This window comes from Azospirillum ramasamyi, assembly GCF_003233655.1.
Lineage (GTDB): Bacteria > Pseudomonadota > Alphaproteobacteria > Azospirillales > Azospirillaceae > Azospirillum > Azospirillum ramasamyi.
The window spans coordinates 243,141-270,000 of record NZ_CP029830.1 but is presented as its reverse complement, the minus strand read 5'-3'; the positions used below and the strand labels follow the sequence as shown (position 1 = coordinate 270,000).

At 67.5% G+C, this 26,860-nt stretch carries 18 protein-coding genes and 1 rRNA gene (1 of these 19 running past the window's edge); 3 read left to right on the top strand and 16 right to left on the bottom strand.

Annotated elements, in window-relative coordinates; genetic code table 11:
- Positions 1–263: ribosomal RNA gene (locus tag DM194_RS13825) — 23S ribosomal RNA — on the top strand; it begins 2,484 nt to the left of the window's first position.
- A 164-nt stretch (positions 264–427) separates the two neighbouring features.
- Here DM194_RS13825 and DM194_RS13820 read toward each other — a convergent pair.
- From DM194_RS13820 to DM194_RS13770, 11 genes are all read right to left on the bottom strand, one after another.
- Positions 428–1,534 (bottom strand): GNAT family N-acetyltransferase, encoded by a 1,107-nt coding sequence (locus DM194_RS13820; RefSeq protein WP_111068178.1) that lies wholly within the window; start codon positions 1,532–1,534, stop codon positions 428–430.
- Complete coding sequence (gene nadE / locus DM194_RS13815; protein WP_111068177.1) at positions 1,531–2,547, bottom strand: NAD(+) synthase; 1,017 nt, start codon at positions 2,545–2,547, stop codon at positions 1,531–1,533. The genes DM194_RS13820 and nadE overlap by 4 nt, the downstream gene beginning before the upstream one ends.
- A 55-nt stretch (positions 2,548–2,602) precedes the next feature.
- Positions 2,603–4,657, bottom strand: coding sequence for an asparagine synthase (glutamine-hydrolyzing) (asnB, locus tag DM194_RS13810; RefSeq protein WP_111068176.1), 2,055 nt, complete (start codon positions 4,655–4,657; stop codon positions 2,603–2,605).
- 112 nt (positions 4,658–4,769) lie between these two features.
- Positions 4,770–6,362, bottom strand: coding sequence for a class I adenylate-forming enzyme family protein (locus DM194_RS13805; RefSeq protein ID WP_111068175.1), 1,593 nt, complete (start codon positions 6,360–6,362; stop codon positions 4,770–4,772).
- A gap of 91 nt (positions 6,363–6,453) precedes the next feature.
- The gene (locus tag DM194_RS13800; protein WP_111068174.1) at positions 6,454–6,747 is read right to left on the bottom strand and encodes an acyl carrier protein; all 294 of its coding nucleotides are present in this window, start codon (positions 6,745–6,747) and stop codon (positions 6,454–6,456) included.
- Positions 6,748–7,079: 332 nt separating this feature from the next.
- Positions 7,080–8,012 (bottom strand): polysaccharide deacetylase family protein, encoded by a 933-nt coding sequence (locus DM194_RS13795; protein ID WP_111068173.1) that lies wholly within the window; start codon positions 8,010–8,012, stop codon positions 7,080–7,082.
- Positions 8,013–8,096: 84 nt separating this feature from the next.
- Entirely contained in the window at positions 8,097–9,266 is a 1,170-nt protein-coding gene (locus DM194_RS13790) for a glycosyltransferase family 4 protein (protein WP_211110621.1), read from the bottom strand.
- A 377-nt stretch (positions 9,267–9,643) separates the two neighbouring features.
- Positions 9,644–10,846: a glycosyltransferase family 4 protein gene (locus DM194_RS13785; RefSeq protein ID WP_111068172.1), complete on the bottom strand. Its 1,203-nt coding sequence runs from the start codon at positions 10,844–10,846 to the stop codon at positions 9,644–9,646.
- 24 nt (positions 10,847–10,870) lie between these two features.
- Positions 10,871–11,902, bottom strand: coding sequence for a glycosyltransferase family 2 protein (locus tag DM194_RS13780; protein WP_111068171.1), 1,032 nt, complete (start codon positions 11,900–11,902; stop codon positions 10,871–10,873).
- Positions 11,903–11,975: 73 nt separating this feature from the next.
- A complete protein-coding gene (locus tag DM194_RS13775; protein ID WP_111068170.1) occupies positions 11,976–13,304 on the bottom strand; it encodes an O-antigen ligase family protein in 1,329 nt (442 codons plus the stop codon).
- Between the two features lie 271 nt (positions 13,305–13,575).
- Positions 13,576–14,994: an exopolysaccharide biosynthesis polyprenyl glycosylphosphotransferase gene (locus tag DM194_RS13770; RefSeq protein ID WP_246024398.1), complete on the bottom strand. Its 1,419-nt coding sequence runs from the start codon at positions 14,992–14,994 to the stop codon at positions 13,576–13,578.
- An 883-nt stretch (positions 14,995–15,877) separates the two neighbouring features.
- On the opposite strand from DM194_RS13770, the gene DM194_RS13765 reads away from it, so the two are divergent.
- On the top strand, positions 15,878–17,368 hold the full coding sequence (locus DM194_RS13765; protein ID WP_111068168.1) for a lipopolysaccharide biosynthesis protein: 1,491 nt from the start codon (positions 15,878–15,880) through the stop codon (positions 17,366–17,368).
- A gap of 32 nt (positions 17,369–17,400) precedes the next feature.
- Positions 17,401–18,048, top strand: a complete 648-nt coding sequence (locus DM194_RS13760) for a serine acetyltransferase (RefSeq protein ID WP_111068167.1) — start codon at positions 17,401–17,403, stop codon at positions 18,046–18,048.
- Positions 18,049–18,135: 87 nt separating this feature from the next.
- Here DM194_RS13760 and DM194_RS13755 read toward each other — a convergent pair whose 3' ends face one another.
- From DM194_RS13755 to DM194_RS13735, 5 genes are all read right to left on the bottom strand, one after another.
- Positions 18,136–20,640, bottom strand: coding sequence for a cellulase family glycosylhydrolase (locus DM194_RS13755; RefSeq protein ID WP_111068166.1), 2,505 nt, complete (start codon positions 20,638–20,640; stop codon positions 18,136–18,138).
- Positions 20,641–20,863: 223 nt separating this feature from the next.
- Positions 20,864–21,829: a class I SAM-dependent methyltransferase gene (locus tag DM194_RS13750; protein WP_111068165.1), complete on the bottom strand. Its 966-nt coding sequence runs from the start codon at positions 21,827–21,829 to the stop codon at positions 20,864–20,866.
- A 260-nt stretch (positions 21,830–22,089) separates the two neighbouring features.
- Entirely contained in the window at positions 22,090–23,373 is a 1,284-nt protein-coding gene (locus DM194_RS13745) for an endo-1,4-beta-xylanase (protein WP_111068164.1), read from the bottom strand.
- A gap of 128 nt (positions 23,374–23,501) precedes the next feature.
- On the bottom strand, positions 23,502–25,763 hold the full coding sequence (locus DM194_RS13740; protein WP_111068163.1) for a GumC family protein: 2,262 nt from the start codon (positions 25,761–25,763) through the stop codon (positions 23,502–23,504).
- A gap of 84 nt (positions 25,764–25,847) precedes the next feature.
- Positions 25,848–26,672: a WecB/TagA/CpsF family glycosyltransferase gene (locus DM194_RS13735; RefSeq protein ID WP_111068162.1), complete on the bottom strand. Its 825-nt coding sequence runs from the start codon at positions 26,670–26,672 to the stop codon at positions 25,848–25,850.
- Positions 26,673–26,860: the final 188 nt, after the last annotated feature.

Below are 26,860 nucleotides of genomic sequence, written 5' to 3'. Positions count from 1 at the left end.
GTGTCGGAGTTTTGCGAGGATCTGTCCCTAGTACGAGAGGACCGGGATGGACATACCTCTGGTGCACCGGTTGTCACGCCAGTGGCATGGCCGGGTAGCTAAGTATGGACGGGATAACCGCTGAAAGCATCTAAGCGGGAAACCCACCTCTAAACCAGAGCTCCCTTGAGAGCCGTGACAGACCATCACGTCGATAGGAGGCATGTGGACGGGCGGCAACGCCTGAAGCTAAGCCTTACTAATCGCTCGATCGGCTTGATCTCACCGAGCGCCATGCACAGCGGTAAGCCGCTTCATGGACGCCATAGAAGACGCACCCTCGTCACTTAAAACTCGATTTTATCGCGAACAGCGAAAAGGCCGCCTCCCGTATGGGAGAGCGGCCTTTTCGCTGTTGGGGCTGTTCGCTTTTGAGGCTGGGCGTCTTCTACTCACCCAAGCCCTTGAACCCCATGTCGCTGTCGGCGACGGTGACGAACCAGTTCTTCGGATCGCCGGTCGGCCCGGCAAGTTCCGGCTGGTCCAGCGCCGGCCGGACCATCATCCGGGTCGGCGTGTGCAGGCCGTTCTTCAGGCAGAGGAAGCCCATCATCGACAGCGGCCGCGCGGCCTGGGCGTTCAGCGTCCGGCACATCAGCGCGACCATCCCCTGCCGGCGCGCCAGTTCGGTCATCAGCGAGAAGGCGGCCAGCAGCCAGCCCGGCCGGGCGAGATAGTCGCAGATCACACCGACCGGCTCGCCCTTCCAATGATCGATGCGCAGCACGACATAGGCCAGCACCGTCTCGCCACGCATGACGTAGAAGCGGCGGAAGCGGTCGGCCCGCGGCGTGGTGTCGAAACGCCAGTTCAGGAAGGCCCAATCGCGCCGGGCGATCACCGGATGCTGCGGCGAGGCGGCTTCCCACAGATCGTCGACCCGGTAGTCGAAGCGGTCGATCTCCACCAGCTTGGCGCCGAGCAGCTTGGCCGACAGCCCGTAGCCCATCGAGGCGGTGGCGAGCGCGGGCTTGCCGATCCGGGCGACCAGCTTGGCCAGCCCGCCGCCATAGGGGCTGACGCGCAGGCAGCGCAACGGATCGATCACCCGCAGATAAGTCGGCACATTGCCGAGGTCGAGCCAGCCCGCACGCTTGTAGGACTTGTAGGCGGCCTCCGTCATCGACAGCGACACCGCGAGGTCGCAGGCGCTGGAATGGGTTTCCGACAGGGCGGGACCGACGCCGCGCAGGCGCCATTCCGGGGCGACCATCAGGTCGATCGCCCAGGAGGCCCGGCGGGTGCGCTCGCCGACCTTCAGGGCGAACGGAATGCCGCCCTGCTGGCCGACGACGGCTCCGTTGCGCTTGCACAGCCAGAGCTGCGGTCCCTCATGCTCCCGTTCCGGCGGCTCTTCGAACAGCCAGTGGAAGTGGTCGGGGCACAGCTGGATGGCCTCAGCGCCGAAATTCGCCCGCTGGAACGCGTCGAGGGCGGCGCGGTCATCCGGCTCGTACCGTCCGACGCCACGCTGTTTCCAGTCTATGACGCTCATGCTTCCTCCCCGACGGACACCGGCTGGATCAGATGGGCATCGCGCAGGATGCGGGCGGAGGTGCGGCGCTTGGCGGTGATGTCCTTGTAGACCCGGCGGACCTGCGGAAGCGTCAGGCCCAGCGCCGCCGCCGCCTCCTCTTCCGTGGCGCCGCGGCCATAGGCGCAGAGCGCCAGGTCGAGCTTGTCGTAGGGCAGCGCGTAGTAGAACTCCTCCTGCGACTGCGGCAGGGTGTAGGTGTCGGTGCTGGGCGACTGGGCCTGGATTTCCGCCGGCAGGCCGAGATAGGCGGCCATCTGGTAGACCTGCGACTTGTAGAGGTGGGCGATCGGCTTCAGGTCGGCCAGACCGTCGCCGCCGCGCACGAAGAAGCCCAGCTCATATTCCAGACGGTTCGGCGTGCCGAGCACGGCATAGTTCAGCCGGTCCGCGTGGGTGTATTCGACCGTCTTGCGGATGCGCTGCTTCAGGTTGGTGGCGGCGACGACGTCGAGATAGACATCGACCGGCATGCGGCTGGTCTGGCGCTCGCCGTCCGGCGATTCGACGGTCAGGGTGAAGTAGTTGACGCGGTCGGCGTCCAGGAGGTTGCCGGCCAGACCGATCTTCTGCTTCCAGCCCGGACCGAATTCCGGGAACAGCCGGCGGATGGCGTTGTCGCGCCGCTCGTAGCAGCCGAGAGCCTCCAGCGGGCCCGTGATGTTCTCCATCACCGGCGTGACGCCGAGATGTTCGCAGAGCAGGGTGCCGAGACGGGTGCTCTTCGGCGAGTTCTCCTTCTCCGGCATCAGGATGCACAGCACGCGCTCCGGCCCCAGGGCACGGACGGCGAGCGTGGCGCAGACCGAGCTGTCGATCCCGCCGGACACGCCGAGCACGATGCCCTGGCGGCGCAGATCTTGGGCGACGATGCGTTGGATGGCGTCTTCGATCTCACGCGCCGCGGCCGCGCAATCCAGATCGAGGGCCTTGGAGTCGAACTGAGCGAGGGGCGAGGACAGGGCGTTCAGCATGGTCACGGTTCCCGATGGGGGTTGATGCATCGTCGGTCAGAATGGGTAACGGCGGTCATGCCGCGGTGGGTTGGGGCGTGGCGGTCCGGGCGTCGGCATCCCGATCGTTCAATGCCCGGTCCTCCAGCACATGGATTTCGGCACGATCCAGGGCGGCCCGCTGGTCGCGGATGCGCTGGGGAAGCTCGTCATGGACGTAATGGGCCAGCAGTTGCAGGGTCAGGGTGCCGACCAGGGCCATCTCCTCCCGTTCGCCGGCCATGCGGCCGTTCTGGCGATGAGCCTTGTCGGCCAGGGCGGAAACGGCGTCGGCGTCGGTCAGGCCGTAGCGGGCGAGCGCGTCCGGCGACAGCAGGTCGCGCACATAATCCGGGGCGCCGTCGCCGAAGAGGGCGGTGGTCATCGGCGCGCGGTAGGGGCGCTTCGGCCGCTGGAAAATCTCGGCCGGCAGATGGCGGGCGGCCAGCCGGCGCAGGGCCAGCTTGTCGCGCAGCCCCAGCATCTTCACCCGATCCGGCAGGGCGGCGCAAAGCTCGTCCACCGCCGGGTCGAGGAAGGGATAGCGGACCTCGATGCTGTTGGCCATGGCGACGCGGTCGCCCTGGGCCGACAGCAGGTAGGGCGTCATGAAGGTCGCGATTTCCGCCCACTGGCTGCGCGCCAGCGGCGACCAGCGCGACCAGCCGTCCGGCAGATGGGCCGCCACATGCGCCTCGAAAGAGGCATCGTCGGCGGCGGCCTGGACATCGGCGGACAGCAGGCGCTGCGACCAGGCGGTATTCCGCCAGCGGGTGCGGTGGGCGTAGAAGGTCTCGCCGGTGTCCATCATCCCACGCTTGAAGAAGGCCTGCCACAGCGGGCTGTCCTTCTGGCCGTTGACGGCGGCGAAGGGGTGGATGCGGCCCAGCAGCTTCGGCCGCGCCTTGCTGCCGGGCTGGCGCGCCCAGAAGCGGCGAACCTTGTCCTCCTTGAAGATGTCGTAGCCGGCCAGCCACTCGTCGGCGCCCTCGCCGGACAGCACGACGCGGATGCCGCTCTCGCGCACCAGACGCGACAGCAGGAACAGCGGGGCGGGGGCGGTGCGGACCAGCGGCGACTCTCCGTGGCGGATGACGTCGGGCAATGCCGCCTGGATGTCCTGCGGGCCGCAGAGGATGTCGTGATGCTCGGTCCCGACATGGCCGGCGACCAGCCGCTGCTGCGGCGTCTCGTCGAAGCCGGCGTCGGTGAAGCGGACGCCGAAGCTGTGCATGTGGGTGGTGTCGAGCTTGCGGGCCAGCGCGGCGATCACCGAGCTGTCGAGCCCGCCGCTGATGTAGACGCCGACCGGCACGTCGGCGCGCAGCCGCAGGCGGATGGCGTCGAGCAGCTTCTCCTCCAGCCGGTCGGCCGCCTCGTCTAGCGACAGGTTGGCGAGCGAGGGATCGGTGGCGAAGTCGGGCTGCCAATAGCGGTCGACATGCAGGGCCAGCGTGGAGTCGATGCGGATGGCGGTGGCCGCCGGCACGCTCTCCACCCCGGCGAAGACGCTTCCGTGCGGCGCGGTGCTCCAATGGGTGAAGACCTGGGCGAGACGGGCCGGGTCGAAGGCCGGCGTCACCCGGCCGCCGCCGAACAGGGCCTTGGCCTCCGACGCGAAGAGCAGATGGTCGCCGCGCCGCGCATAGAACAGCGGCAGGATGCCGAGGCGGTCGCGGACCAGCCACAGCTCGCGCCGGGTGGTGTCCCACAGGCAGATGGCGAACTGGCCGTTCAGCTTGGCCCAGGTGGCGGGACCGTATTCCTCGAAGGCGTGGACGATCACCTCGGTGTCGGTCCGGGTGTAGAAGCGGTGGCCGCGCGCCTCCAGATCCCGCCGCAGTTCGACATGGTTGAAGATTTCGCCGTTGAAGCTGATCCAGAGGGTGCGGTCCTCGTTGTGGATCGGCTGGAAGCCGCCGGCGAGGCCGACGATGCTGAGCCGGGCATGGGCAAGCCCGATCCGGTCGTCACGATAGAAGCCGTAGCCGTCCGGGCCGCGGTGGCCCAGCATGGCGATCATGCGCTTCAGCTCGTCCAGACCGGCCGGCTCGGCATAGGATCCTGCGAGAACTCCGGCGACACCACACATGAGCGTGCTCTCTGTCCTGGGGTGGGTGTTGTTGTGTCGGGGAGGGTAGACCCCTACCTGACCTCCCCGCTGGGCGGGGGAGGGACTGCCGCTGATTTTTCTGCTCCAGCGCCTAATCTCCCTCCCCTGCGACGCGGGGGAGGGGAGGGGTGGGGGCAAGAGCCGGAACCTCCTCCACCAGCTCCGCCCGCCTGATCTTGCCGGAATCGGTCTTGGGCAGGCTGTCGCGGAACTCGATGAATTTTGGCACGAGGTGGCTTTCCAGGCGGCCGCGGCAGTGCTGGCGGATCGCCGCTTCCGACAGGACCGCACCGTCGCGCGGGACGAGGAAGGCCTTGACCGCCAGGCCGTCGGCATCGTCGGGGACGCCGATCACGCAGGCCTCCAGAACGCCGTCCAGCTCGTACAGCGCGTTCTCGACCTCGCGGGGGCTGACCTTCTCGCCGCGGCACTTGAACACGTCGTCCTTGCGGCTGACGAAGTAGAGGTGCCCTTCGGCGTCCTGGGTGAAGAGGTCGCCGGTGAACAGCAGCGTCTCGCCCCGGGGGCCGCGGCGCAGGCGGCGGGCGGTCTCTTCCGGCCGGTTCCAATAGCCCCGCATCACGTTGGCGCCGCGCACCACCAGCTCGCCCACTTGGCCGGGGGGAAGGCGGTTGCCGTTCTCGTCGGCGACGAAGGCTTCGCAGTTGGGGATGGCGCGGCCGACGGAGGCCGGCTTCGCGTCGAGTTCGGCGGGGCTCAGCGTGCTGATGCGGGTGCAGCACTCGGTCATGCCGTACATGGAATGGAAGGCGGCTTGCGGGAAGCGCTCGCGCAGGCGGCGGAGATGGGCGGCCGGCAACGGCGCGGCGGCGTTGGTCAGATAGCGCAGGCTGCCGAGATCGGCGGTCTTGGCCGCGTCCAGCCCCAGCAGGGTGGAGAAGACCGTCGGCACGCCGGGCAGGCCGGTGACCCGGTGCTGCACCATGCGCTTCAGCGTTTCCATCGGGAAGGCGAAGGACCGCTCCAGCACCAGGGTGAAGCCGACGCGGGCGCCGGTCATCACCTGGGACAGGCCATAGCCGAAGGTCAGCGGCAGGACGCACATCACCACGTCGTCGGGCGTGTTCTCCAGATAGGTCGAGATCGCCCAGCTGGTGTTGACGTAGTTGGCGTGGGTCAGCATCACGCCCTTCGGCCGCCCGGTGGTGCCGGAGGTGTACATGATCGCCGCCAGATCCTGGTCGATCAGACCGGGATCGGCCGGCGGGCGGTGCCGGCCCGAAAGCGCGTCGGTGTAGAGCAGGCCCGCCGCGCCGGCCGGCGGACAGGCGCCGACCCACAGGACGGCCGGCGGCGTTTCCACCGCCTCCAGCGCCGGCAGGACCTGGCGGGCCAGCGCCGCCGGTGCGATCAGGAGCCGGACGCCGGCATCGGCCAGCAGATAGGCCAGCTTGTCGGCCTTGGTGGACGGATTGACGGGGACGAAGACGCCGCCGGCCTTGAGGGTGGCGAAGAGGCCGGCGACATACTCGATGGAGTTCTCCAGCATCACCGCGACGCGGTCGCCGCGGGCGATCCCCGCCGACTGGAGCGCGCAGGCGACGGCGTCGCTTTCACGGTCCAGTTCGGCGAAGCTGCGGCGGCCATCCCCGGCGATCAGCGCGGTGCGGTCGGGATCGCGCCGGGCCGTGTCGGTGAGGAGCTGGTGAACCAGATGGGTCATGGGAGGGATGTCCTTCTTGCCTTTGCCCGTCCTATGGGACGTGTCCGCTTTGGCCGTGTCCGTTCTGGCTGCCGCCGCCGCGCCCGCGAGGTCAGGCGGCGCTGCGGAGTTCCTGCTTGCGGCCGACGAAGGCGGCGATGCGGTCCACCGATTCCAGGTTGTCGGCGATCATGTCGTCATCATCGACGGCGATGCCGAAGCGCTCTTCCAGGAAGGCGACGACGTGCATGATGCCGGTGCTGTCGATGATCCCCGACTCCAGCAGGGATTCGCTGTTGTCGAAGCCGGAGTCCCTGCCAAGCAGGAAGTTCTCCACGATGAACGCGCGGACTTCCGGCAGGGCGGGAGCGGTCAGGGTCGTCTCGGTCATGGTGGCGGTCCGCATGTCTCTGAAAACTCCTGCTGGGTTCGGTCGACGTGGGGTGCGTCGCTAAAGGGTGAGGCGTCGCGAAGTTGGTGGGGTCGAAAACAGATCCTGGTGCTTCTTCGGGACCGTCCGGGGGGCGGGTTCCGCCTGCCCCCTGTCTGCCGTCCTTCCGTCGTTCCCGCCTTCGATCTCGCATCGGCGTGATGTGCAATTTTATTGTGACTATCGCGCTGCTTTGCGAGAGATCAAAGGATAGGAGTGCATTGAAGTCTGTGGTTAGCCACTCTGTTGCCCGGTTATAGGGCTAGATACTGCTGTCCTGACCTTTGGCATGAGAAAGTGAATCGCGGTCATACGCCTGCAGATTTGGGCTTTGCCATCGTCCCCGACCAACCGGACATGACCTCTCCGGCCTCGGCGCCGCCGGTGCCGCCCTTGCGCTTGCGCAGCCATGCCGGAATGCCGGTCAGCTGCACGCTGAGCCATTCCACCGTCGCGTCGTCTGACACCGGGAAGGCTTTCAGCCGCAGGGGATCGGTGGAGGCGTCGTTCCAGCCGGGATCGATGGTGCGCGCGGTGCGATAGCCGGCGCGGCGGATCTCCTCCACCTCGCGCTCGCTGAAATCACCGTTGGGGAAGGCGAAGTGACGGCAGGGCCGGCCCACCGCCTCCTCCAGCTCGGTGCGGCACAGCGCGATCTCGTCGGCGCAGCGGCCGTCGTCGCATTGCAGCAGAATGGGGTGGGTACGGGTGTGGGCGCCGTAATCGGCGACGTCGGTCATCCGCGCGATCTCATCCCAGGTCATCGCCTGGCGGTCGGCGCCGTCGCTGTCCGGGTCGTTGCCGGCTTCCGCCAGCAGGCGGCGGCGTTCGGGATCGGGAACCCGCTTCAGCCGCTCCACCCCGATGCCATCGGCGGCCGGGGTCTTCCACCAGTAGGGGCGGGCGGTGCCGACGATCTGGCTGCAAAGATAAATTGTCGGACGCAGGTCGAATTCGCGGAACAAAGGTGCCAGCTCGGTGTTGTTCCGATGACCGTCGTCGAAGGTGATAACCAGCGGATAGGCGGGCAGCTTGTCCCAGTGGCCGGTTTCGATCGCGGTCGCCACCGCGTCCAGCGTGGTGAAGCCATAGTGCTTCGAATACCACCGCAGATGCTCGCGCAGCACCTCCGGGGCCGGGTCGTGGTAGACGACGATGGTGACGCCGTGGCGCGCCTTCAGGAACCGTTGCATCGCACCGAACCCCGACCAGCGCACCAGATTGGCGATGGCGCTCTTCATGGTGCACACTCTCCTTCCTGTCGATCTTCCCGTCGTTGCCCCCGGTCCGTGCCCTGGACCGGGAACAGGGTTGGCTTCGTCGTTTCAGCCGGTCGTGCTCTTGGTGTGCCCCGCCGGCCCGGAGGCCGGCACCGGCCCGGCCGGGACGGCGGACGTCGCTGTCAGGCTGCCGCGGGCGTTGCGGCGGTAGATCTCCAGAAGCCGTTCGCGGAACACCGCGACGTCGAACTGGCGTTCCCACCGGGCGCGGGCGCCGGCGCCGAGATTGCGGCGCAGGGTGCGGTCGTCGATCACCCGCGACAGCGTGTCGGCCAGCGCGGCGACGTCGCCCGGCGGCACCAGCAGCCCGGTCTCGCCGTCGGCGATGGCGTCGGGAACGCTGCCGACCGGGGTGGCGACGATGGTCAGCCCTTCGGCCATCGCCTCCAGCACCGACATCGGCAGGCCTTCGAACATCGAAGGCTGGACCAGCACATGGGCGTTGGCCAGCTCGCGTCGGCAGCCGGTCTGATCGAGCCAGCCGGTGAAGGTCACGCGGTCGGCGATGCCCAGCTCCGTCGCGAGGTTGCGGTAGGTCTCCAGGTCGCCGTCGCCGGCGATGGTGACCTGCCAGTTGCGGTCGCGGCAGGCGGGAGAGGCCAGCGCGTTCAGCAGGACGTCGATGCCCTTCAGCTTGATCAGCCGGCCGAGGAACAGCAGGCGCACCGGACCGGCGAAGCCTTCCTCCGCATCGTCCCGGACGGGGGGCTTCGATGGGCCGGGAACCGCGTTGTGCAGCAGGGTGGTGCGCTGTCGCGCCTCCGGCCCGAAGGCCTCGGCCACCCAGTCGCGCCAGAATTCGCCCAGCACGACGATCTCGCTGGTCATCGCCATCATGCGGCGGATCGCCCAGCGCATGATCGGGCCGGAGTCCTTGAAGTGTTTCGGGAAACGCCCGCCATGCAGGTGCAGGACGACCGGCACGCCGAAGGCGCGGGCCATGGCGATCAGGATGCCCTTGCGCAGGACGCTGCCATATTCCGCCATGTGGATGTGGACGAGATCGGCTTTTCCGGCCACGAAGCAGCCGGCGAGGCGGGCGGTGGCCCGTGCGAAGTAGAGGGGCATCAGGTGGAACTTGCCCGGACCGTAGCTGTCGACCACCTCGAACTTCACATCCGGGCAGTTCTGCCGGAGATCGGTGGTGAAGTTGTCGACCACACGGCCCATTCCGCCTTTCTCCTGGGTGCCGCCGGGGGAGACGATGTAAATCATGTCCACTCCTGATCCTTTCCCGGCCCGCCTTCGCTGTGTCGCGCCCCGGCTTTTGCCGTGTGGCGCCCGTCCTCGGACGGTTGCGGCGGGCTTGTTTTGTTTTCGGCCTCGATCCCTATCGTCCGTCGGTCAGACGCCAGGAGACTGCAAGCTGTGGTGCGGCCGGTCGGCTGCCGCCGGTTGGAACGTGCCGCGGCCGGAGGCCGGGAGACGTGTGGATGCAAGTTTACGCGATGCCGCAGCCGCACGCTGTGGAGCGACCGAACGGGTTGGCTTGCCGGAATGGTTACCCAACCTGTGCATGGGCGATCTCCCTTGCGGTTGTACGCTCTCTGATTGTTTCCTACCCCGATCATCGAAGCGGCGCCGGGTCGCCGTCACCGCCGTTTGGAGGCCGCGGCGGCCGATCCGGCCAGCTTGCCCAGCTCCCCCGACAGCTCGGTTCCGCTGCGGTCGAGCTCCTGGTAGATGGCCAGAAGGGACTTGGCGTAGGCGTCGATCACGAATTGCTTCAGGAACAGCCGGCGTCCCTGCTCCGCCAAACGGCTGTAGAGCGCCGAGTCGCTGCCGACCTCCTGGATCGCGCCGGCCAGGGCGGCGGCGTCGTTGACCGGGATGATCCGCGCGGTCTCGCCGTCGGTCAGCACCTCCGGGATCGAGCCGACCGGGGTGGTGATCACCGGCAGCTGGGCCGACAGGGCTTCCAGGATCACCATCGGCAACCCTTCATGGGTCGAAGGCAGCAGAAGCATGTCGTGGGAGCGGATGTGGGCGTGCGCCTCCTCCCGGCCGATCCAGCCGAGGAAGCTGCACTCATCCGCCACTCCCAGCTCGGCGGCCATGGCGCGGTAGCCGTCCACGTCGCCGCCGCCGCCGATGGTGACCCGGAAGGGCTGTCCGCGCTCCTTCAGCTGGGCGCAGGCGCGCAGCAGGGTGCCGATGCCCTTGCGTTCGGACAGGTTGGCCAGCACCAGCAGGGACAGCACGGTCCCCGGTTCCGGCGGCCTGCGCGGGCCGAGATCGGCGCCGACATCGGGAACGGCGTTGTAGAGCACCCGGATCTTGCGGGGGTCGGTGCGGACCGAATGGACCAGATAGTCGCGCCAGTTGTCACCCAGCACGACGACCCGGCCGCAGCGGTTGAACAGCCAGCGGCTGATCGCGCGGGCGAAGGCGCCGCCTTCGAAATACTCGACGAAGGACGCGCCGTGCAGATGGACGACGGTGGGGCAGGACAGCAGCCCGGCCACCACCTGCACCGCCGCCTTGCGCAGGAAGCTGGCGCGCTCCGACACGTTGATGTGCACGACCGACGCCCGGCGGCGGGCGAGGATCCAGGACATCCGCGCCAGGGTCAGGCCGAGGTAGAAGGGTGACAGCAGAACGCTCCCGGTGCCGCGGGTGTCGAGGATGATCGATTCGGTCGTCCCCGTCTTGTCGAACTGGTCGACCACGTAGCCCGTCATGCGGCCGATGCCGCCGCCGCCGTCGAGCGCACCCGGCGTCGCGAAGACGATCACGGTGCGCTTGGCCGTTTCCGGCTGGCGGCTGGGGGCACGTCTGTCGTTGATGCTGTCCATGGGCGTCAGGGTCCTTTTTCGGGCTCAGGCGGCGTCGGACGCGGAGAACAGGGCCTGGCGGAGCCGGCGTCGCAGTCCGACCGGCATCAGCGAGTGCATGGTGAAGGTGGCGAGCGCCATCGGCGTCGGCTGTCCGTCGCGCAAGGCGGAGTTCAGGATCCGCCAGCGGGTGCCCGCGGTGCGTGCCGCCTGCTCGCCGCCGGTCGCCTGGAGGAGAAGGCTGGCATAGGCGCGCGGGGAGAGGTGGTTGCGCATCTCCTCCGCCCATTCCAGCGCGTGGTTGATGTTGTGGCAGGTCGACAGCGTGACCCGGTTGTTCTCCTCGGTGTAATGGACCGCCATCACGTCGGGGATATGGATCAGCGCCACGCCGTCGATCCGGCCGCAGGTGATCAGCCATTCCCAATCGTCGAAACGGGACTTGGGAACGGGGTTGCGCAGCAGCAGCGCCTTGGGCGTCAGCAGGGTCGTGGTGGGGGCGAAGGTCTCGCCCTTGAACAGCCCGCGGCGGACGAACAGGTAGTCGCCGATGGCGTCGGCGGGCGTCGACAGCCGGCGCGGCCAGGCGAAGGTGCCGCGGGCGGTCACCACCTGGCAGCGGCAGCTGATGATGGGGAAGCGGACGTCCGGCGGGCGGGCCGCCATCTGCAGTTCCACCTTCTCCGGCATCCAATGGTCGTCGTCGTCGAGGAAGGCGATCCAGCCGCCCCGCGCGGCGCGCACGCCGATGTTGCGAGCCTCCGCCGCGCCGTGGTTCGTCTGGAGCTCCATCACGGTCAGCCGCGGATCGGCCAGCGTCGCCAGATGGGAGGCGGTGGCGGGATCCGGGCCGTCGATCACCACGATCACGTCGAGATCGCGGTAGGTCTGGTCCAGGGCGCTGCGCACGGCCCGCATCACCATGTCCGGCCGGTTGCGCGTGGGGATGACGACGGTGACCTGATCGTTGGGCGCCGCCTGTTCGCCGGCCCGGTCTTCGCCGGCCATTTGCTTGCCGGCCCCTTGCTTGCCGGCCGCCGGACGGTTGAAGCTTGCCGGCTCGTTGTTCTGGCTCATGGGTCTGCCTTCGGTCGAAGCAAAATGGGAAAGGTCGCTGGTGACATGGCCCTGTGCAGGCCGGATGCGGCGGTCAGAGCCCGCGGCTCTGGCCGGCATAGGCCGGACCCATGCCCGAGGCGGGCATCCCGGCCGGGGCGTGCCGGCGCAGTCGGGCCTGTTCCTCGGCGCGGGCGTTCAGCATCCGCTGCCAGCGGCTCTGCTGGATCAGACGGACCACGGCGATGGTGCCGATCACCCAGTTCATGGAATGGCGCTCGGCGAACACGCTCTCCGACACCGACACCGCCAGCATGGCGCAGCCGACGGCGAAGGCCCAGGCGGCCTCGGGCCGGCTGTTGCCGTAGCGGGCGGCGAAGAAGCCCTGGAACAGCAGGCGGCTGAGCAGCACCAGAACCAGCGCCACGCCCACCAGCCCGAGGTCGAGCATCAGCTCCAGCCAGCCGCTGTGGGCGGAGGTGATGCCCCAGTCGCGGGTGAAGCTGGACCCCGGGCCGTTGAAGCCGAACCAGTAGGCGGCATAGCCGTAACCCAGCAGCGGACGCTCGCCGACGGAATGGACGATGTGCTCCCACAGGACGGTGCGTCCGGTCATGGTGGGATCGCGGCCCAGCGCGTAGAGCAGGTCGTACCAGAAGGTGGCGCCCGCCGTGACCATGATGACCAGCAGCGCCGCCAGCAGGGCCATGGTGGGAACGAAGTTGCGGATGCTGCCGCGCAGCATGGTGGTGGACAGCAGCGCCACCGAAACCAGGACGGAGGTGATCAGGCCGGTGCCCGACTGGCTCATGACGATCAGCAGCATCGCCAGGATCATCAGCGGCCGGGTGACCCAGCGGCTCTGTTCCTTCTGCCAGTCCAGCCAGACCAGGGCCAGGATCAGCCAGACCATCATGCGGCCGGTCACGTTCTTCTGGAAGAACACGCCCTTCCAGGCGCCGACATGCTGGGCGCTGTCCAGCCCGATCTCCGGCATCGCGAAGATCATGAAGTAGGAGACGAACATCAGCGTCGAAAGCCCGACCACGATCAGCCGCATGATCTCCGGGAAGCGGAACCGCAGGCCGAGCCAGATGCCGAACACCGTGGTGAACAGGAAGGCGATGGAGCGGCGCAGCGTCACGTCGGGGAACAGCGACCACAACGCGGTCAGGAAAGCGAAGGCGATCAGCGCCGTCAGCGCCGGGCTGGCGAAGGGAATCTGGAAGGCGATCGCCGGCCTCAGCGCGATCGCGGCGAGCAGCAGGACATAGATGCCGCCGTAGAAGATCGTGACGCCGGCGGCATCCAGGTCGCCGGCCACCGGGTCGCCGCCGGTCAGCATCAGCGGAAGCACCGAGCCCCCGAAGGCGATGATGCCGATGACGGCGATGCTTTTTTCCAGAAAATCGAGGATTTTCATCGGCTTTCCCTTAGGCTGCCGTACCGGGTTCGGCTTTGCAGCACTGAAGATGCGGTTGCCACCCCTCATCTCGTAGCCGGGCGGTGGCATTAGACCGAAGGAGGCCGCGCCCGAAAGGAGTAGCCGGAATCGCGTTTCCCTCTCCCGTTACCGCCCGAAAAAGGGAATGGCTCCTAAGCAATTTCCGGAACTGCCGGGCATGGATGAAAAAAGACCCCCGCGCGGGCGGCGCGGGGGTCCGGCTGGCATTCGGTCCGGTATGTCGGCGGCGTTACGAGCCGTCGCCCTTCAGCACCATCACCGCGGTCTTGCAGAGGATGAAGAAGTCGAACAGCAGGCCGCAGTTGCGCACGTAGAAGACGTCCATGGCGACCCGCTCCTGGAAGGTGGTGCGGTGGCGGCCGGACACCTGCCAGTAGCCGGTCAGTCCGGGACGGACGGTGCCGATCACCGCGGCGGAGTCACCCACCTCCGGCAGTTCCTTGGGCATGTAGGCGCGCGGGCCGATCAGGCTCATGTCGCCCATCAGGATGTTCCACAGCTGCGGCAGCTCGTCGAGCGAGGTCTTGCGCAGGAAGCGGCCGAGCGGGGTGATGCGCGGATCGACCGTCAGCTTGTGGTAGGTCATGTACTCTTCGCGGGCGACCGGGTCGTTCTCCAGCAGTTGCTGAAGCTGTTCCTCGGCGTCGACATGCATGGAGCGGAACTTCAGCAGGTCGAAGGTCTGCTTGCCGCCGGCCCAGCGCTTCTGGCGGAACATCACCGGGCCGGGGCTGTCCAGCTTGATGGCGACGGCGAGGCCCAGCATCAGCGGCGCCACAAGGACCAGCAGGATCGCCGACAGCACGATGTCCATGGCGCGGCGGATGCGCAGATAGCCGGTCGGCGGGCGGACGCTGACGCGCAGGGCCAGCGAGCCGTGCAGGTTGTGATAGGTCGCGTCGACGGCGCTGACGTTGCCCTCGCCCAGCACGCAATAGACCTGGCGGAAGGGCAGGGTGCGCACCAGGCCGGTCAGGTCGCTGCCGTGGCGGGCCATGTCGGCGACGATGGCGGCGCTGGCCTGGCGGGCGATGGCGGGCGACTTGGACAGCAGTTCGACCGGACCCATCACCGGCAGGCCGGCGACGCGGGTCTGCCAGAGGCTGTCGTCGTCGTCGACGAAGCCGACCGGACGCATGCCGAGCCAGGGCAGGCGCTGCAGCTTCTCGGCGATGGCGGCGCCCTGCGGGCCGGCGCCGACGATCATCACCGGCGTGCGCCAGTCCAGCGCGCTGGACAGCAGCCCCTGGATCAGCAGCAGGTCCGCCACATAGGTGACGGCGAAGCCGAGCAGGGCGATCGACAGCGCCTCCACGAAGAAGGAGCGGAAGCCTTCCATCACGATGAAGGGGACGGCCAGGACGGCGCAGCACAGGAAGGCCGCCTGGAAGGTCCGCCTCGTCCGTTCCAGGTAGTCGAAGCGGCCGAGGGTGTAGATGCCGAACACCGACTTCACCAGCGGCACCAGCATAAGCCCGGTGACCAGCGACCGCTGCCAGGCGGCGGCCTGCACCGGATCGCTCAGCGCATCGGTGGCGAAGAAATGGTTGAGCGTCCAACCCACCAGGGCGAGGACGAGGCCATCGGAGAGTGCCAGTAACAGCCCGGGGGCGATCGTCGGGAACGTCGCCTTCTTTGCCGAGGTCATATCAATGACGGCTTCTGGGTCCAGTTTGCTCATCGCAGGTCCCGTGGTTGAAGGGAATGCCAGCTGCCGCACGACAATTCGTGCGGGTGGTCGCTCGTCATCAGCGTCTCTTTGGTAACGGCCGGTCTTTACCGCGCTGCGCCGCGAATTCACCCGCGACGCATTTGTGTAAAGATCGCTCTTTCATGTTTTTTGTCAGCCGATCCGCGGTTGGTTGAGGACGAATTAGGATGAGGAGCCGCAGGCGGCAACAGTGCATACGGACGTTGATTTCGCGTCCGCGATACCACGGGAGCTTCAAAGGGGGCGCACGCTCGAATATTAATGGGGATACTTTTGGATGCCGTACCCGTCAGGGATAGCGTTTCGGAGTAAAGGCAAGGTGGTGCCGCTCCCCCGTAGACACCTGGACTAACCGCGAATTATGGGTAGAGGCGCGGGATCTCCTCCCTCGTCCGGTCTGATCCGCGCCGCGCGTAATGGCGTTGTCGCCAAACTTGTGGGGAGGGGGATCCGCCCGGCCTTACCGATGGAGGGCGGGCGGCAATTCCGAGCGAAGGCGAGGCTCCAACGCTCCCTTGCGTGGTGAGGGGCGTAGGAGGCAGTTTGCCAGTCCGCCGGAAAGCCTAATCGGAAGGTCCTGTTCCTCTGCCGGGGCCACCGATCGGAGCCGGGGTGACTAGCACCGAAGAGTGCCGCCGTCGCTTCAAGGCCGAATTGACGCTTTCCAGACCGCCGCCGAGATTTGGCGCGATCCTTTCCCGCGCTCCATACCCGTTATGCGCCTGCGTGATGCACCGGACGCCGCGACCCCATCCCGAGCGGGAGCGGGGCGGGCGGGACCGGGAAGGGACGGTGGGTAACAGGGGGCGAAGGAAAGCGGATGGCTCTCGAAGCTGGCACCATCATCAAGCATGGCTGGATGTTCATGGTGGCGAATGTGGTCAACCGCGCCGCGGGACTGCTTCTGCTGCCGCTCTATGCCAAGGTCCTTTCGCCGGCGGAGTTCGGCGTCTACGCCCTGATCAGCGTCGTGGGCGACATCGTCGCCGTCATGCTGATGATCGGAATGATCAACGCCTTCACCGTCGTCTATTTCGAGCATCCGGACGAGCGCGGGCGGTCCCGCGTGGTCAGCACGACGATGATCGGGCTGTGGACCGCCACGCTGGCCCTGCTGGCGGTGGCGCTGCCGGCCGGCTGGGCCGCCAGCGAGCTGCTGTTCGGCAGCCGGGAGCAGGGACGGATCATCGCCATCGCCTTCGCCGGCATCGCCTTCAGCGCGGTGTTCGAACTGGCCCTGGCCTATTACCGGGTCCACAAACGGTCGGGCACCTGCCTGCTGATTTCCGTCGGCAAGGCGGTCGGGCTGATCGGCCTCAACCTCAGCTTCCTGCTCTGGATGGATCTCGGGGTGACCGGCATCTTCCTTGCCAATGCCATCACCTTCGTCGGGCTGGGCATCGGTCTGACCGTGGCGATCCTGGTGGCGAACGGCCTGGGCTTCTCCTTCGGGCTGCTGAAACGGGTGGCGGCGCTGGGCCTGCCCTTCATGCCGCAGACCATGCTGGACATGGGCAACCAGTTCGCCATGCGCTATCTGGTCAACCTGCTGATGGGCGTGGCGGCGGTCGGCGTGCTGTCCTTCGGGCTGCGGCTCGCCACCATGCTCTACATGTTCCTGACCGCGTCCTTCCTGCAGATCTGGTCGGTCAGCCGGATCGAGGCGCAACATGATGCCGGCGACGGCGCCGCCAGCCGGGAACAGTCGGAATTCGTCTTCTACCTGTTCGTCGTCCTGCTGTCGGCCGCGGCGCTGGGCATGGCGCTGACCGCGCCGGAGGTGCTGTGGCTGATCGCCTCCAGCGAATACGAGACGGTGCTGCCCTGCATGCCGCTGCTGGTGCTGGCCTATGTGGTTCACGGCGTCCGCATGCATGCCGAGATCGGGCTGGTGAAGACCAAGAAGGTGGGCGTGCTGCCGGCGATCTCGCTGGGCGGGCTGGCGGTCGGCACGCTGATCATGGCGGTCACGCTGGGGCCGCTCGGCCTGATGGGCGGCGCCATCGGCGTGCTGGGGCGCGAGCTGGTGATGCTCGGCGCCACCGAGACGCTGTGCCGCCGCCTCAGTCCGAAGGAGCCGCCGCTGAGCGTGCTCCGCATCCTGGGCATCCTGGCCCCCGGCGCCGTCGCCTATCTGGCCGGGTTTGCACTGTTCGGGTTCGAGGTGAACCCGACCTACACCGCCGCCAAGGTCGGCCTGACCATGCTGTTCGCCGTCGTCGTCCTGTTCGGGCCGAGCTTCGGCAAGAGCGACCGCGCGATGCTGTTCCGCATCGCCGGCCGGTTTCTTCGCCGTCCGCAGACGGCATGACGACGCTTGACCCCCGGGAGGATCACACCGCGATGCAGGACGCTCCCCGCTACACCTATCGGCAGACCGTCGCGGCGGATGCCGTCCGCTACGGCGGCGGCTCCGGCCTCGGGGCGGTGCTGAAACTGCTGGCCGGCAACCGCATGTTCCGGGTGACCTTCACCCTGCGCAGCTGCCAGGCGGCGAACCGGATGTCCGGGCCGCTGCGCAAGCCGCTGCTGGCCGCCTGCCGGCTGCTGCACCGCTGGACCCAGCATTCCGCCGCCATGGACCTGCCCTGGGAAACCGAGGTCGGGCCCGGCCTGCGCATCCTGCACGGCTGGGGGCTGGTGGTGAACGCCAACGCCCGCATCGGCGCCAACGTCACCCTGTTCCACGGCGTCACGCTGGGCCAGAAGGACGACCTGCTTCCCGGCGGGCGGGTGACCCATTACCCGTCGCTGGGCGACGGCGTCTGGGTCGGACCGCATGCGGTGGTGATCGGCGTGCCCATCGGCGACGAATGCATCGTCGCCGCATCATCCGTCGTCACCAAGCCGATGCCGCGGCGCACCGTCGTCGCCGGCAATCCGGGCAAGGCGGTGGCCGAGGTCACCATTCCGGACATCCCGCACCCGGCGCCGGTCGGCGGCCCGTCCGTCGTGGCGGCGACATCCGCCGCTTCGCCGGTTCCCGGTTGAAGGCACGGAACGGCGCAACGGCGAAAGGGCCGGCAGCGTGGCTGCCGACCCTTTTCCGTCACCTTGCCGGTGTGGAAGGATGAACCCTTAGGCGGCGTGCGCCATCGGGTCATGCCACTCCATGCCGTGGTAGCCGGTGTCGTAGGCGGCGTGCGACAGGTCGCTGGCCGCGCTGTCGATGCTGGCGATCGAGGCCGTCGGCATGTCGGCGGCGGCGCTGCCGGTGGCGCTCATCGTGTGGGCCAGCAGGTCGGCCGAGCCCAGCGAGGCGGCGGCGGCCTTGGCGGCGGCGTCGATGATCGTGCCGGTGCCGTTGGCGTTGGCGATGGTCGCGGCGGTCGCGTTGGAGATCTTCAGGCTGAAGGTCTCGTTGCCTTCCGTCACGCTGTCGCTCAGCACCTTGACCGAGACGGTCTTGCTGGTCTCGCCGGCGGCGAAGGTCAGCTTGCCGCTGGTGGCGGTGTAGTCCGAACCGGCCTTGGCCGTGCCGTCCACCGTGGTGTAGTCCACCGTGACCGGGGTGCTGGAGGCCGCCGACAGCTTCACCGTGAAGGTGGCGTTGACGCTGTTCGCGACGGTGGTCGGCGTGTCGAAGATCGCGCCTTCCATGGCCGGCTTGATCAGGTTGATCTTGGACTGGTTGATGGTCTTGTAGTCGTCCATCAGGATGCCGCCCACGTCATGCGATTCCGGCGTCCAGGCCCAGTAGGTCCAGCTCATGCCCTTGTCGCCGGCGGGGATGTCGCTCTTGCCGTCCAGGTTCCAGTCGCCGTTCAGGTACTTGCCCATCGTCCGGGCCCAGGTCTGTTCGGCCGTGCTGTTGAACAGGCCGCCCCATTCGCCGAGCAGGATCGGCGCGGTCTGGTTCTTGTAGAGGTAGCCCCACATCTTGTCATACTGGGCCGGCAGGTTGTTCGGGTAGGCCGGATCCTGCAGCCAGCTGAAGTTGTAGACGCTGTGGCCGTAGGCGTGCGGCGAGTAGACGAGCTTGTTGGGGGTGTCGAACACGATCGGGCGGGACTGCGCACCGGCCAGCGTGCTGCTCCATTCCGTGCCTTCGACGAACAGCAGCCAATCCTTGTTCACGGACTGGATGGCGTTGCCGATGCGCTCGGCGGCCGAGGCCCAGTCGGTGGAGGGGTGACCGCCCCAGGTGGCCGTGATGCTCGGCTCATTGTGCAGGTCGGCGCCGATGACGGTCTCGTTGCCGGCATAGCGCTGGGCCAGCATCTTCCAGTTCTCGATCACCGTCGATTCCGGGAACCGGCTGGTGTACCACAGCCCGTGTTCGTTGGTGCCGGCGCCGCCGTCGTTGCGGTGGTGGTCGAGGATCACCTTCATGCCCAGCTTGCCGGCATAATCGATGACCTTGTCATACACCTGCAGACGGGTCAGGCCGACCAGATCCGGGTTCAGCGCATAGTTGATGCCGTTGGTGACGGCCTCGCTGGTGAACATCTCGTCCGACATGGTCAGGCGGATGGTGTTGAAGCCGACCGACTTCATCTTATCCAGGTGGCCCTGGTAGCTGTCGGCCCACAGGCCGGCGGGGACGTAGTTGTAGCCCTCGCCGCCGAACCAGTTGACGCCGGTGAGGCGGACCGTGTTGCCGGCCTCGTCGACGATCTGGTTGCCCCGGGTGCTCAGGAAGCCTTCAATGCCGCCGGAGGTGCTGGTGCCGGTCGGCTCGGTGACCGTCACGTTGCTGACCGACAGGCTCGGCTGCGACGGGTTGGTGGGGTTGGTGGGGTTGGTCGGCGTGGTGGCCCCGGCGAACCAGGACTTGTCGGCCTGCACCTCCATGGTGCTGTTCCACCACATCCCCTTCTGGCCGGCGATGACATCCTTGCCGTCCAGCGGACCCTTGTCGATCGTCACGATCTTGTCGGTCGGGGCGACGGCGTGGCCGCCGATGGTGATCTTGTTGACGTACAGGTTGCGGTCGGCGCCGTTGACCACCGCATCGTTGACGTACTGGATCTGGACCTTGTGGGCCATGTCGGCGCTGACGTTGGCGTTGAAGGTGAAGTCCTTCGCGGCGGTGCCGGCGGTGGCTTCACCGATCACCTGGCCGTCGACCATCACCTTGAAATGGGCGTTCACGCCGCCGGCCGCGGTGCCGTAGGCGTTCACGACGATCGGCGTGACGCTGGTGGTCGGGGGGGTCGGGATGGTCGGGGTCCCGCCGGCGCCGGCGAACACGTCCTTGGACATGTTGAAGTCGAGCGAGCCGCTCCAGGACATGAGTTCGCGGCCGGCCAGAGTACCCTGGCCGTCGGCAATGTAGGAGACCGTCGAGCTGTTGGAAGCGATGGTCTTGCCGTTGACTTCGATCGACCTGACGATCAGGTCGCGGTACATGCCGGCCTTGTCGGTGGGCAGCCAGTCGTTGTCATACACCACCTGAACCTTGTGCGCGGCGTCCGGCGCCACCTTGGTGGTGAAGCTGTACTTGCCAGCGCTGGTGGAATTGACCGTCGCCTGGCCGACGGCGACGCCGTCGACGAGAAACTTGAAGTGCGGCCAGACTCCTCCGGCAGCCACACCCGAGGCGTTGACGACGAAGGTCATATCGACGGGGTTCGTTGCCATTGGGAGTAATCCTCTTTTCCGTGTTTTCGCTGGAGCCCAGACTGGCCGGAAAAGGTTAATGAGCTATTTCAAATTTTAGGGAAATGCGTCTCGAATGCCACCGCCACCTGTGAAAAGAAAGGGACACGAAAAACCCCTTTGTCGATGCATTGCTGCAACAAAGGGGTAGTTCGTGTCCCTAGTAACTTGTTTTTTCAGCGATTTAGGGGTGTGCGAAAAAGGATTACTTGGGTTTGTGGGCTACCACGAACACCTCGGGCCGGAACATAAAGAGCTGACCAACCCTTCCGAGCTTGCGATTTAGGGTTAATGGCAGCCGTCCCAAAAATGCCTCAACCATGCGCACATAGCCGAAATAGGCGCGGCTCGCGAAATGCAGGTTCAGCCGGCGGCGTACCGCCATCGGCACCACATAGACCGCCTCGATGCGGTCGAAGCCGGCCTGCCGCAGCATCGCCGCCGTCTCGCCCCAGCGGTATTCTCGCAGATGCATGCAGACCGGCTCGTCAAGGCCGAACACCTCCGACAGGTCGGCCGGGCCGGCGTACTTGTGCGGCATGCTCAGGATGTATTTTCCGCCCGGCTTCAGGATGGTTCGGACATTCGTCATGTGGGTGACGACGTCGTCGGGATGCATGTGCTCGACCACATGGGTGGAGATCACGCTGTCATAGCGGTCGGCCGGCTCGAACTGAGCCAGATGCACGCCGTCGCTGTTCTTCCAGGTGATGTTGGTGTCCTGTTCGATCCAGTTGGCGCCGCGTTCGCGCGTCACCTCGGTCGCCACGCAGCGATAGCCGTGGCGGGCGAGATAGCGCAGCAGCCGCGCCTTGCCCGACCCGACTTCGTAGACGTCCTGCGGCCCGCCCAGCAGGGTCAGGAAGTGGCGGAAGTCCAGGTCGTCGTCGCGCGTGTTGGCGTCGTCCTCCGCCTCGTTCAGCCAGGGGCAGCCGCTGTACAGCGTGGTGTAGGCCTGCTCGAAGGCGTCCCAGCGCTCCTCGGGCTTGGTCGCCAGCAACTCGCGGGCAAGGCGCCGTTCCAGATCCCAGTGCCGGTGAACCATCTCCGCCGTCAGCGGATAGGTCGGCGAGAGGTGGAACTTCCGCCGGTAGCGCTCGACGAGGGCGTCTCCGCCCGCTTGATCGGCGGGCAGGCGATCCATCGGCAATGTGTCGGCTGTGTTCTGCACGATCGACCTCTCCTTCTGGGGGTGCCGGACGCTTTGAGGGACTCTAAACGGGAGCGCAAGCGGACGCTCGCACGCGAAGGGACAGGGTTGCGGGCCTATCGGAGGGGGTGGAATCCGAGAAGGGCGTACCACTGCAGCTACATGCGCCGTTTCAGGGCGGGGGCGGCCCCGGATTTCCCGCCTCCCGGTTTTTAAGCCCGTCTCCCACAAGGAGAGAAGCGGGTGCGCTATGGGACGGGACTCAGTTGCCCCGGCCCTGTTCAGCCTGACCGCGCCTTGCCGGTCCGCGCCTTGTCCTGCAGCGTGTCCACCACCGCCGCATAGAGCGCCAACGGCCTGGAATTCGCATCGTAGGGGGAGGGGTGGGGCTTCAGATCCGCATGCTGCCGGGCGATGAAATTCAGGTCGGAGCGCAGGTGCCACCAGCACAGTTCCTCCAGCCGGGAATTGTCCAGCACGTCGGCCAGATAGTTGCGGGCCAGCAGGGCCATCGCCCGGTCCTTCTCCGCCCGCGACCAGGAGCGGGGCAGGCGCGTCTCGTCGACGTCCATCTCCGTCAGATGGACGGACAGGCCCAGCTTGTCGACCGCGCGCAGGAATTTGCGCATGCCGGCGCTGTCATAGGGCTTGCCGCCGATCAGGTGGCTCTGCAGCCCGATGCCGTGGATCGGCACGCCGCGCTTCACCGCCCCGGTCAGCCAGTCCAGCAGATAGGCGCGCTTGCGCTGCTGCCATCCCTCGTCGATCTCGATGCCGAACTCGTTCAGAACCAGCTTCGCCTTGGGGAAGACCTTGTGCGTATGGTGGAAGAAGGGGTCGAGCCATTCCGGCCCCTTTTCCTCGCCGCCGGCCGCCACCCACCACATGCCGCGGCGGAATCCGTAGCGGTCCTGCTGGCGCGGGTGGCTTTCCGCCGTCTCCCAGAAGAAGACCTCGTTGGCGACGTCGATGCGGTAGAAGATGTCGCCGTAGCGCTGGCGCACCGCCTCCACCACGCCGGTGAAGCGCGGCCAGACATTCTCGGCGCTGAGCGTGCCTTCGGGCGAGAAATAGGCGCTTTCCGAAATGCCCAGCTCCGCCTGCCGGGATGCCGGAAGCTTCATGTAGGGCGGCATGCCCATATGCTGCCAGATGATCGTGTGCCAGTTCGGCGTGGCGCCTATGGAACGCGCCAGCTCCACCGCGGCATCGAAGCGGCGCCAGTCGTAATTGCCCTCGGTGTTCTGGAAGACTCCCCACTTCCCGCCGTTTTCCGGGGTGACGACATCGCATTCCCGCGCCATCAGCCGGTCCAGCATCGGGTCTTCCGGGTCGATGTAATGGTCGCGCGCCGCGCCGTGGCGGATGCCCAGCGCCCGGCAGGCGTCGCGCAGCGTCACCGCCGGCTCCGCAGCACCGGCGGCATGGGACGAGGCGGCCTCGGCGGGGGCCGGGCCGGTGGCGCCGCGGCAGCTGGCCAGCACGGCGCCGGCGGCGGCGGTCCACAGCATCTCGCGCCGGGTGGGGCGCCATCGGGGAAGGCCGGGCTTCGGAAGCGTGATCATGGGGAGGGGCTTCTCCTCTGGTCGCGGTAGCCGGTAATGAAGAGGCCCCTCCCTATGGGCGCCGCAGCGTCCGCAGGGGAAGGGCCTCGGGGTCGAAGGAGCTTCAGGTCACCAGAACTGCGCGCCGCTTACGGAGCGGTCCGCAGGGTGGTGTCGCCATAGTACTTCCGGGTCGCCATGTAGCTGTTGTAGGGGCCCTGGTAGCCGCGGGAGGCCGCCTTCTTCAGGTTCACGTCGGTCATGACCGCGACGAACTTGCTGTGGTCGATCGGACCCAGGTCGGCGACCGCCTGCAGGTCGCTGGCCGTGGTGTGGCCCCAGCGGCTGACGAACAGCACCTTGGAGGCGGCGCCGCAGACGATGCGGGCATCCGACACGGCCAGCGCCGGGGCGGTGTCGAACACCACCAGGTCGAAGTGCGGCGACAGGCCGGCCATCAGGTGGATCAGGCCGTCGACGTTGAAGCGGTCCAGCGTCTCCGGCATCAGGCGGCCGGCCGGGATCATGGCATAGGGCGCATCGTCGCTGCTGTGCACGATCTCGTCCAGGGTGGCGGTGCCGGCGATCCAGTCCGACAGGCCCTTCTTGGCCGACAGGTTGAACAGGCCGTCGATGCGCGAACGGCGGAAGTCGGTGTCGACCACCACCACCCGGCGGCCGGCCTGGGCGGCGACCTGGGCGACGGCGAGGCTCATCGAGGTCTTGCCGTCCTGCGGGCGGGCCGAGGTGACGGCGATGGAGCCGACCGGACCCAGATCCGACAGGTGGTTGCGGAACAGGGCGCGCATCGATTCCGAGAACAGCGAGAAGGGATGGTTCTGGAAGATCCGGTCCAGCCGGCCGCGGGTGCCGCGGGTGGAGTGGTGCGGGACGATGTGGACCGTGCCGACGCCCAGGATGCGGCGGACGGCGTCCGGGGTACGGATGCGGCGCTGGAACAGCTCGATGCCGAAGACGATGAAGATGGCGACGGCGAGCGAGGCGACGAAGCCGGCCAGCAGCAGAAGCATGCGGAACGGACCCGACGGCTCATGCGGGACCTGCGGCGCCGACACCAGCTTGACGGCGGTCGGGAAGGCGCGGTTGTCCTGCTGGGCCTGCACCTCTTCCAGACGGCCGAGCAGGCTGTCCAGCAGCTGGCGCTTGGCCTGGGCCTCGGCCTCCAGCGTGCGCAGCGGCACCGCTTCCTCGGCCATGGTCTGATAGCCGGATTCCAGCCGGGCGATCATCGCCTTCAGGGCGTTTTCCTGCTCGATGGCGACGTTGGCCGCCTCGCGGACGCCGGCGATCTCGTGGCGGACCTCCTGCTGCAGCGAGGAGTTGGCCTCGTTCAGGCGGGCCTGCAGGTCCAGGATGCGCGGGTGCTTCGGACCGTACTGGCGCGACAGCTGGGCCAGCTCGGTGGAGATGGAGGCGACGGTGGCGCGCAGCTGGGCGACGACCGGGGAGGCGAGGCTGCCGCCGTTGCCGACGCTGCGTTCCAGCGTCTGGGCCTGGGCGACGGCGCGGGCGCGGATGGCCGTGGCCTCGGCAAGGCGCAGGCGGGCCTGTTCCAGTTCGGTGGTGGCCATCAGGCCGTTGTTGCCGTTCTTGACCAGACCGGCCTTGAAGCGGACGGCGTCGACCTTGGTGTCGGCCTCGGCCACTTCCCGGCGCAGGGTGGCGATGCGGTCTTCCAGCCAGGCGATGGCGCTGGTGGACAGGTCGCGGTCCATCTGCTGGCGGGTTTCCATGTAGCGGCGGACGACGGTGTCCACCACCTTCTGGGCGATCTCAGGATCGCGGGCGGTGTAGCGGACCTGGATCACGCGCGACCGGCCGACGACGCCGACTTCCAGGTTGCGGCGGACACGGTCGAGGACGCCGTCGATGCTGTCGGCGGCCCGCGTCTCGCGCAGCTGGGTGTCCTTGGTCATGTCGTCGCCGTGGGCCAGCACAGCCTGAACGACGCCCGGCAGTTCGGGACCGAACACGGAATGGGCCTGCTCACGCGTCCAGGCGGTGGCGCGCTCGACGAAGGGCTTCGTCTCGTCGGCCTGGACCGGCGGGTTGAACTCCGGGTTGGTCGCCAGCTTCAGGTCGGCGACGGCCTGGCTGAGGACGGCGGTGGACTTCAGGATTTCGATCTCGCTGAGGATCGCGCCGTCTTCCGGCGTGATGGCGTTCAGCGCCTGGTCTTCCGCCCGGACGACGCGGACCTGGCGGTTGTCGACCAGCAGAAGGGCTTCGGAGGTGTAATTGTCCTTCATCCGCGAGACGGCGAAGGCCGACAGGGCCGTCAGCGCCAGCACGATGACGACGATCAGCGTTCTGTGCGCCGCCAGCACCCGCAGGATGAACCGGAAGTCGGGGCCCATCGCCGGAGCCGGGCCGTCGAACTCGCGCGGCATGTGGTGGCCGACCTGGGATGGCCACGCCGGAGCCGGCGGGCCACCGTGGCCTCCGTTATTGATCTGGGGAAGATTTTCCACGTCTCAAAGCTCCTTCTGGATGGGCGACGGCCGGATCGGTGACGGAGGGATCCGGGTTGGATCGGGCGCTGCGGCGCCCGTTTCGCGGATGCGGAGGGATGCGGCACGACGAAGGCGAAGGGTGCTCCAGGCGAAGCCGAAGGCACCGATGCAATAGCGGCGGAACAGGCGCCGCGGCTCCTGCGCCAGCCGGAAGGCCCATTCCAGGCCGGAACGCTGCACCGCTTCCGGGGCGCGCTTGAAGCGGCCCGCCAGGAAATCGACGATGGCGCCGCCGTTGACGATCAGCACCGGGTGGTCCAGCGCGCGCTTCAGCTCCGCCGCGACCTGTTCCTGCTTGGGCATGCCCATGGCGAGCAGGATCACGTCGGGGCGGGTGGCCCGCGCCTGGGCGATGTAATGCTCCACCGGGTGGAAGCCGTGCTGCAGGTCGCCGTAGCGGTGCGGCGTGCCCGCCTCCAGAACGGCGCGGGCGCGGTCCAGCCACGGGGTGGCGGTGCCGTAGATCGCGACGTTGCGGGAGGGGAGCGATTTCAGCAGGAGCGGGATGAAGTCGGTGCCGTTCATGTTCAGGCCGGCCGGCATGCCCAGCACGGGCAGGACCGCCTGCAGCCCGATCCCGTCGCGCAGCAGGACGTCCGAGGCGGCGAAGGCGGCCAACGCCTCGTCCGACCCCATGCAGACGTTCAGCCCGTGCGCGTTCAGGAAGGACAGCACCGTCGGACGGTCCACCGCGCCCAGCCGGTCGACCAGGGCCCGGCGCTCGCCGTCGTTCGAAATGCACCGCATGCGCTCGATCAGTTCCAGGACCTCACGAGGATTCGGCATGCGCATCTCCCAAATGAAATTAGTCAGAGCAAAGCGTCGATCGTTTGTCGCCGGAGCCCGTTGCCGATCCGGCGGCCGGTTCGGTTAGGCCCCTTTGCCGGGAAGCGGCGGCTAACCCGTTGGGGGCGGACCATCAAACCTGCGTGGCTCTATGTGGCCGGTGCTCCCCCCTTTTCGCACGGGCGAGA

Excerpts from the sequence above, each read along its gene's own strand:
- asnB (WP_111068176.1), bottom strand. The coding sequence starts at position 4,657 with ATGTGTGGTGTCGCCGGAGTTCTCGCAGGATCCTATGCCGAGCCGGCC.
- DM194_RS13745 (WP_111068164.1), bottom strand. The coding sequence starts at position 23,373 with ATGATCACGCTTCCGAAGCCCGGCCTTCCCCGATGGCGCCCCACCCGG.
- DM194_RS13775 (WP_111068170.1), bottom strand. The coding sequence starts at position 13,304 with ATGAAAATCCTCGATTTTCTGGAAAAAAGCATCGCCGTCATCGGCATC.
- DM194_RS13755 (WP_111068166.1), bottom strand. The coding sequence starts at position 20,640 with ATGGCAACGAACCCCGTCGATATGACCTTCGTCGTCAACGCCTCGGGT.
- DM194_RS13735 (WP_111068162.1), bottom strand. The coding sequence starts at position 26,672 with ATGCCGAATCCTCGTGAGGTCCTGGAACTGATCGAGCGCATGCGGTGC.
- DM194_RS13800 (WP_111068174.1), bottom strand. The coding sequence starts at position 6,747 with ATGCGGACCGCCACCATGACCGAGACGACCCTGACCGCTCCCGCCCTG.
- DM194_RS13805 (WP_111068175.1), bottom strand. The coding sequence starts at position 6,362 with ATGACCCATCTGGTTCACCAGCTCCTCACCGACACGGCCCGGCGCGAT.
- DM194_RS13785 (WP_111068172.1), bottom strand. The coding sequence starts at position 10,846 with ATGGACAGCATCAACGACAGACGTGCCCCCAGCCGCCAGCCGGAAACG.
- DM194_RS13765 (WP_111068168.1), top strand. The coding sequence starts at position 15,878 with ATGGCTCTCGAAGCTGGCACCATCATCAAGCATGGCTGGATGTTCATG.
- DM194_RS13770 (WP_246024398.1), bottom strand. The coding sequence starts at position 14,994 with ATGACCTCGGCAAAGAAGGCGACGTTCCCGACGATCGCCCCCGGGCTG.
- DM194_RS13740 (WP_111068163.1), bottom strand. The coding sequence starts at position 25,763 with ATGCCGCGCGAGTTCGACGGCCCGGCTCCGGCGATGGGCCCCGACTTC.
- DM194_RS13790 (WP_211110621.1), bottom strand. The coding sequence starts at position 9,266 with ATGATTTACATCGTCTCCCCCGGCGGCACCCAGGAGAAAGGCGGAATG.
- DM194_RS13795 (WP_111068173.1), bottom strand. The coding sequence starts at position 8,012 with ATGAAGAGCGCCATCGCCAATCTGGTGCGCTGGTCGGGGTTCGGTGCG.
- nadE (WP_111068177.1), bottom strand. The coding sequence starts at position 2,547 with ATGCTGAACGCCCTGTCCTCGCCCCTCGCTCAGTTCGACTCCAAGGCC.
- DM194_RS13780 (WP_111068171.1), bottom strand. The coding sequence starts at position 11,902 with ATGAGCCAGAACAACGAGCCGGCAAGCTTCAACCGTCCGGCGGCCGGC.
- DM194_RS13760 (WP_111068167.1), top strand. The coding sequence starts at position 17,401 with ATGCAGGACGCTCCCCGCTACACCTATCGGCAGACCGTCGCGGCGGAT.
- DM194_RS13820 (WP_111068178.1), bottom strand. The coding sequence starts at position 1,534 with ATGAGCGTCATAGACTGGAAACAGCGTGGCGTCGGACGGTACGAGCCG.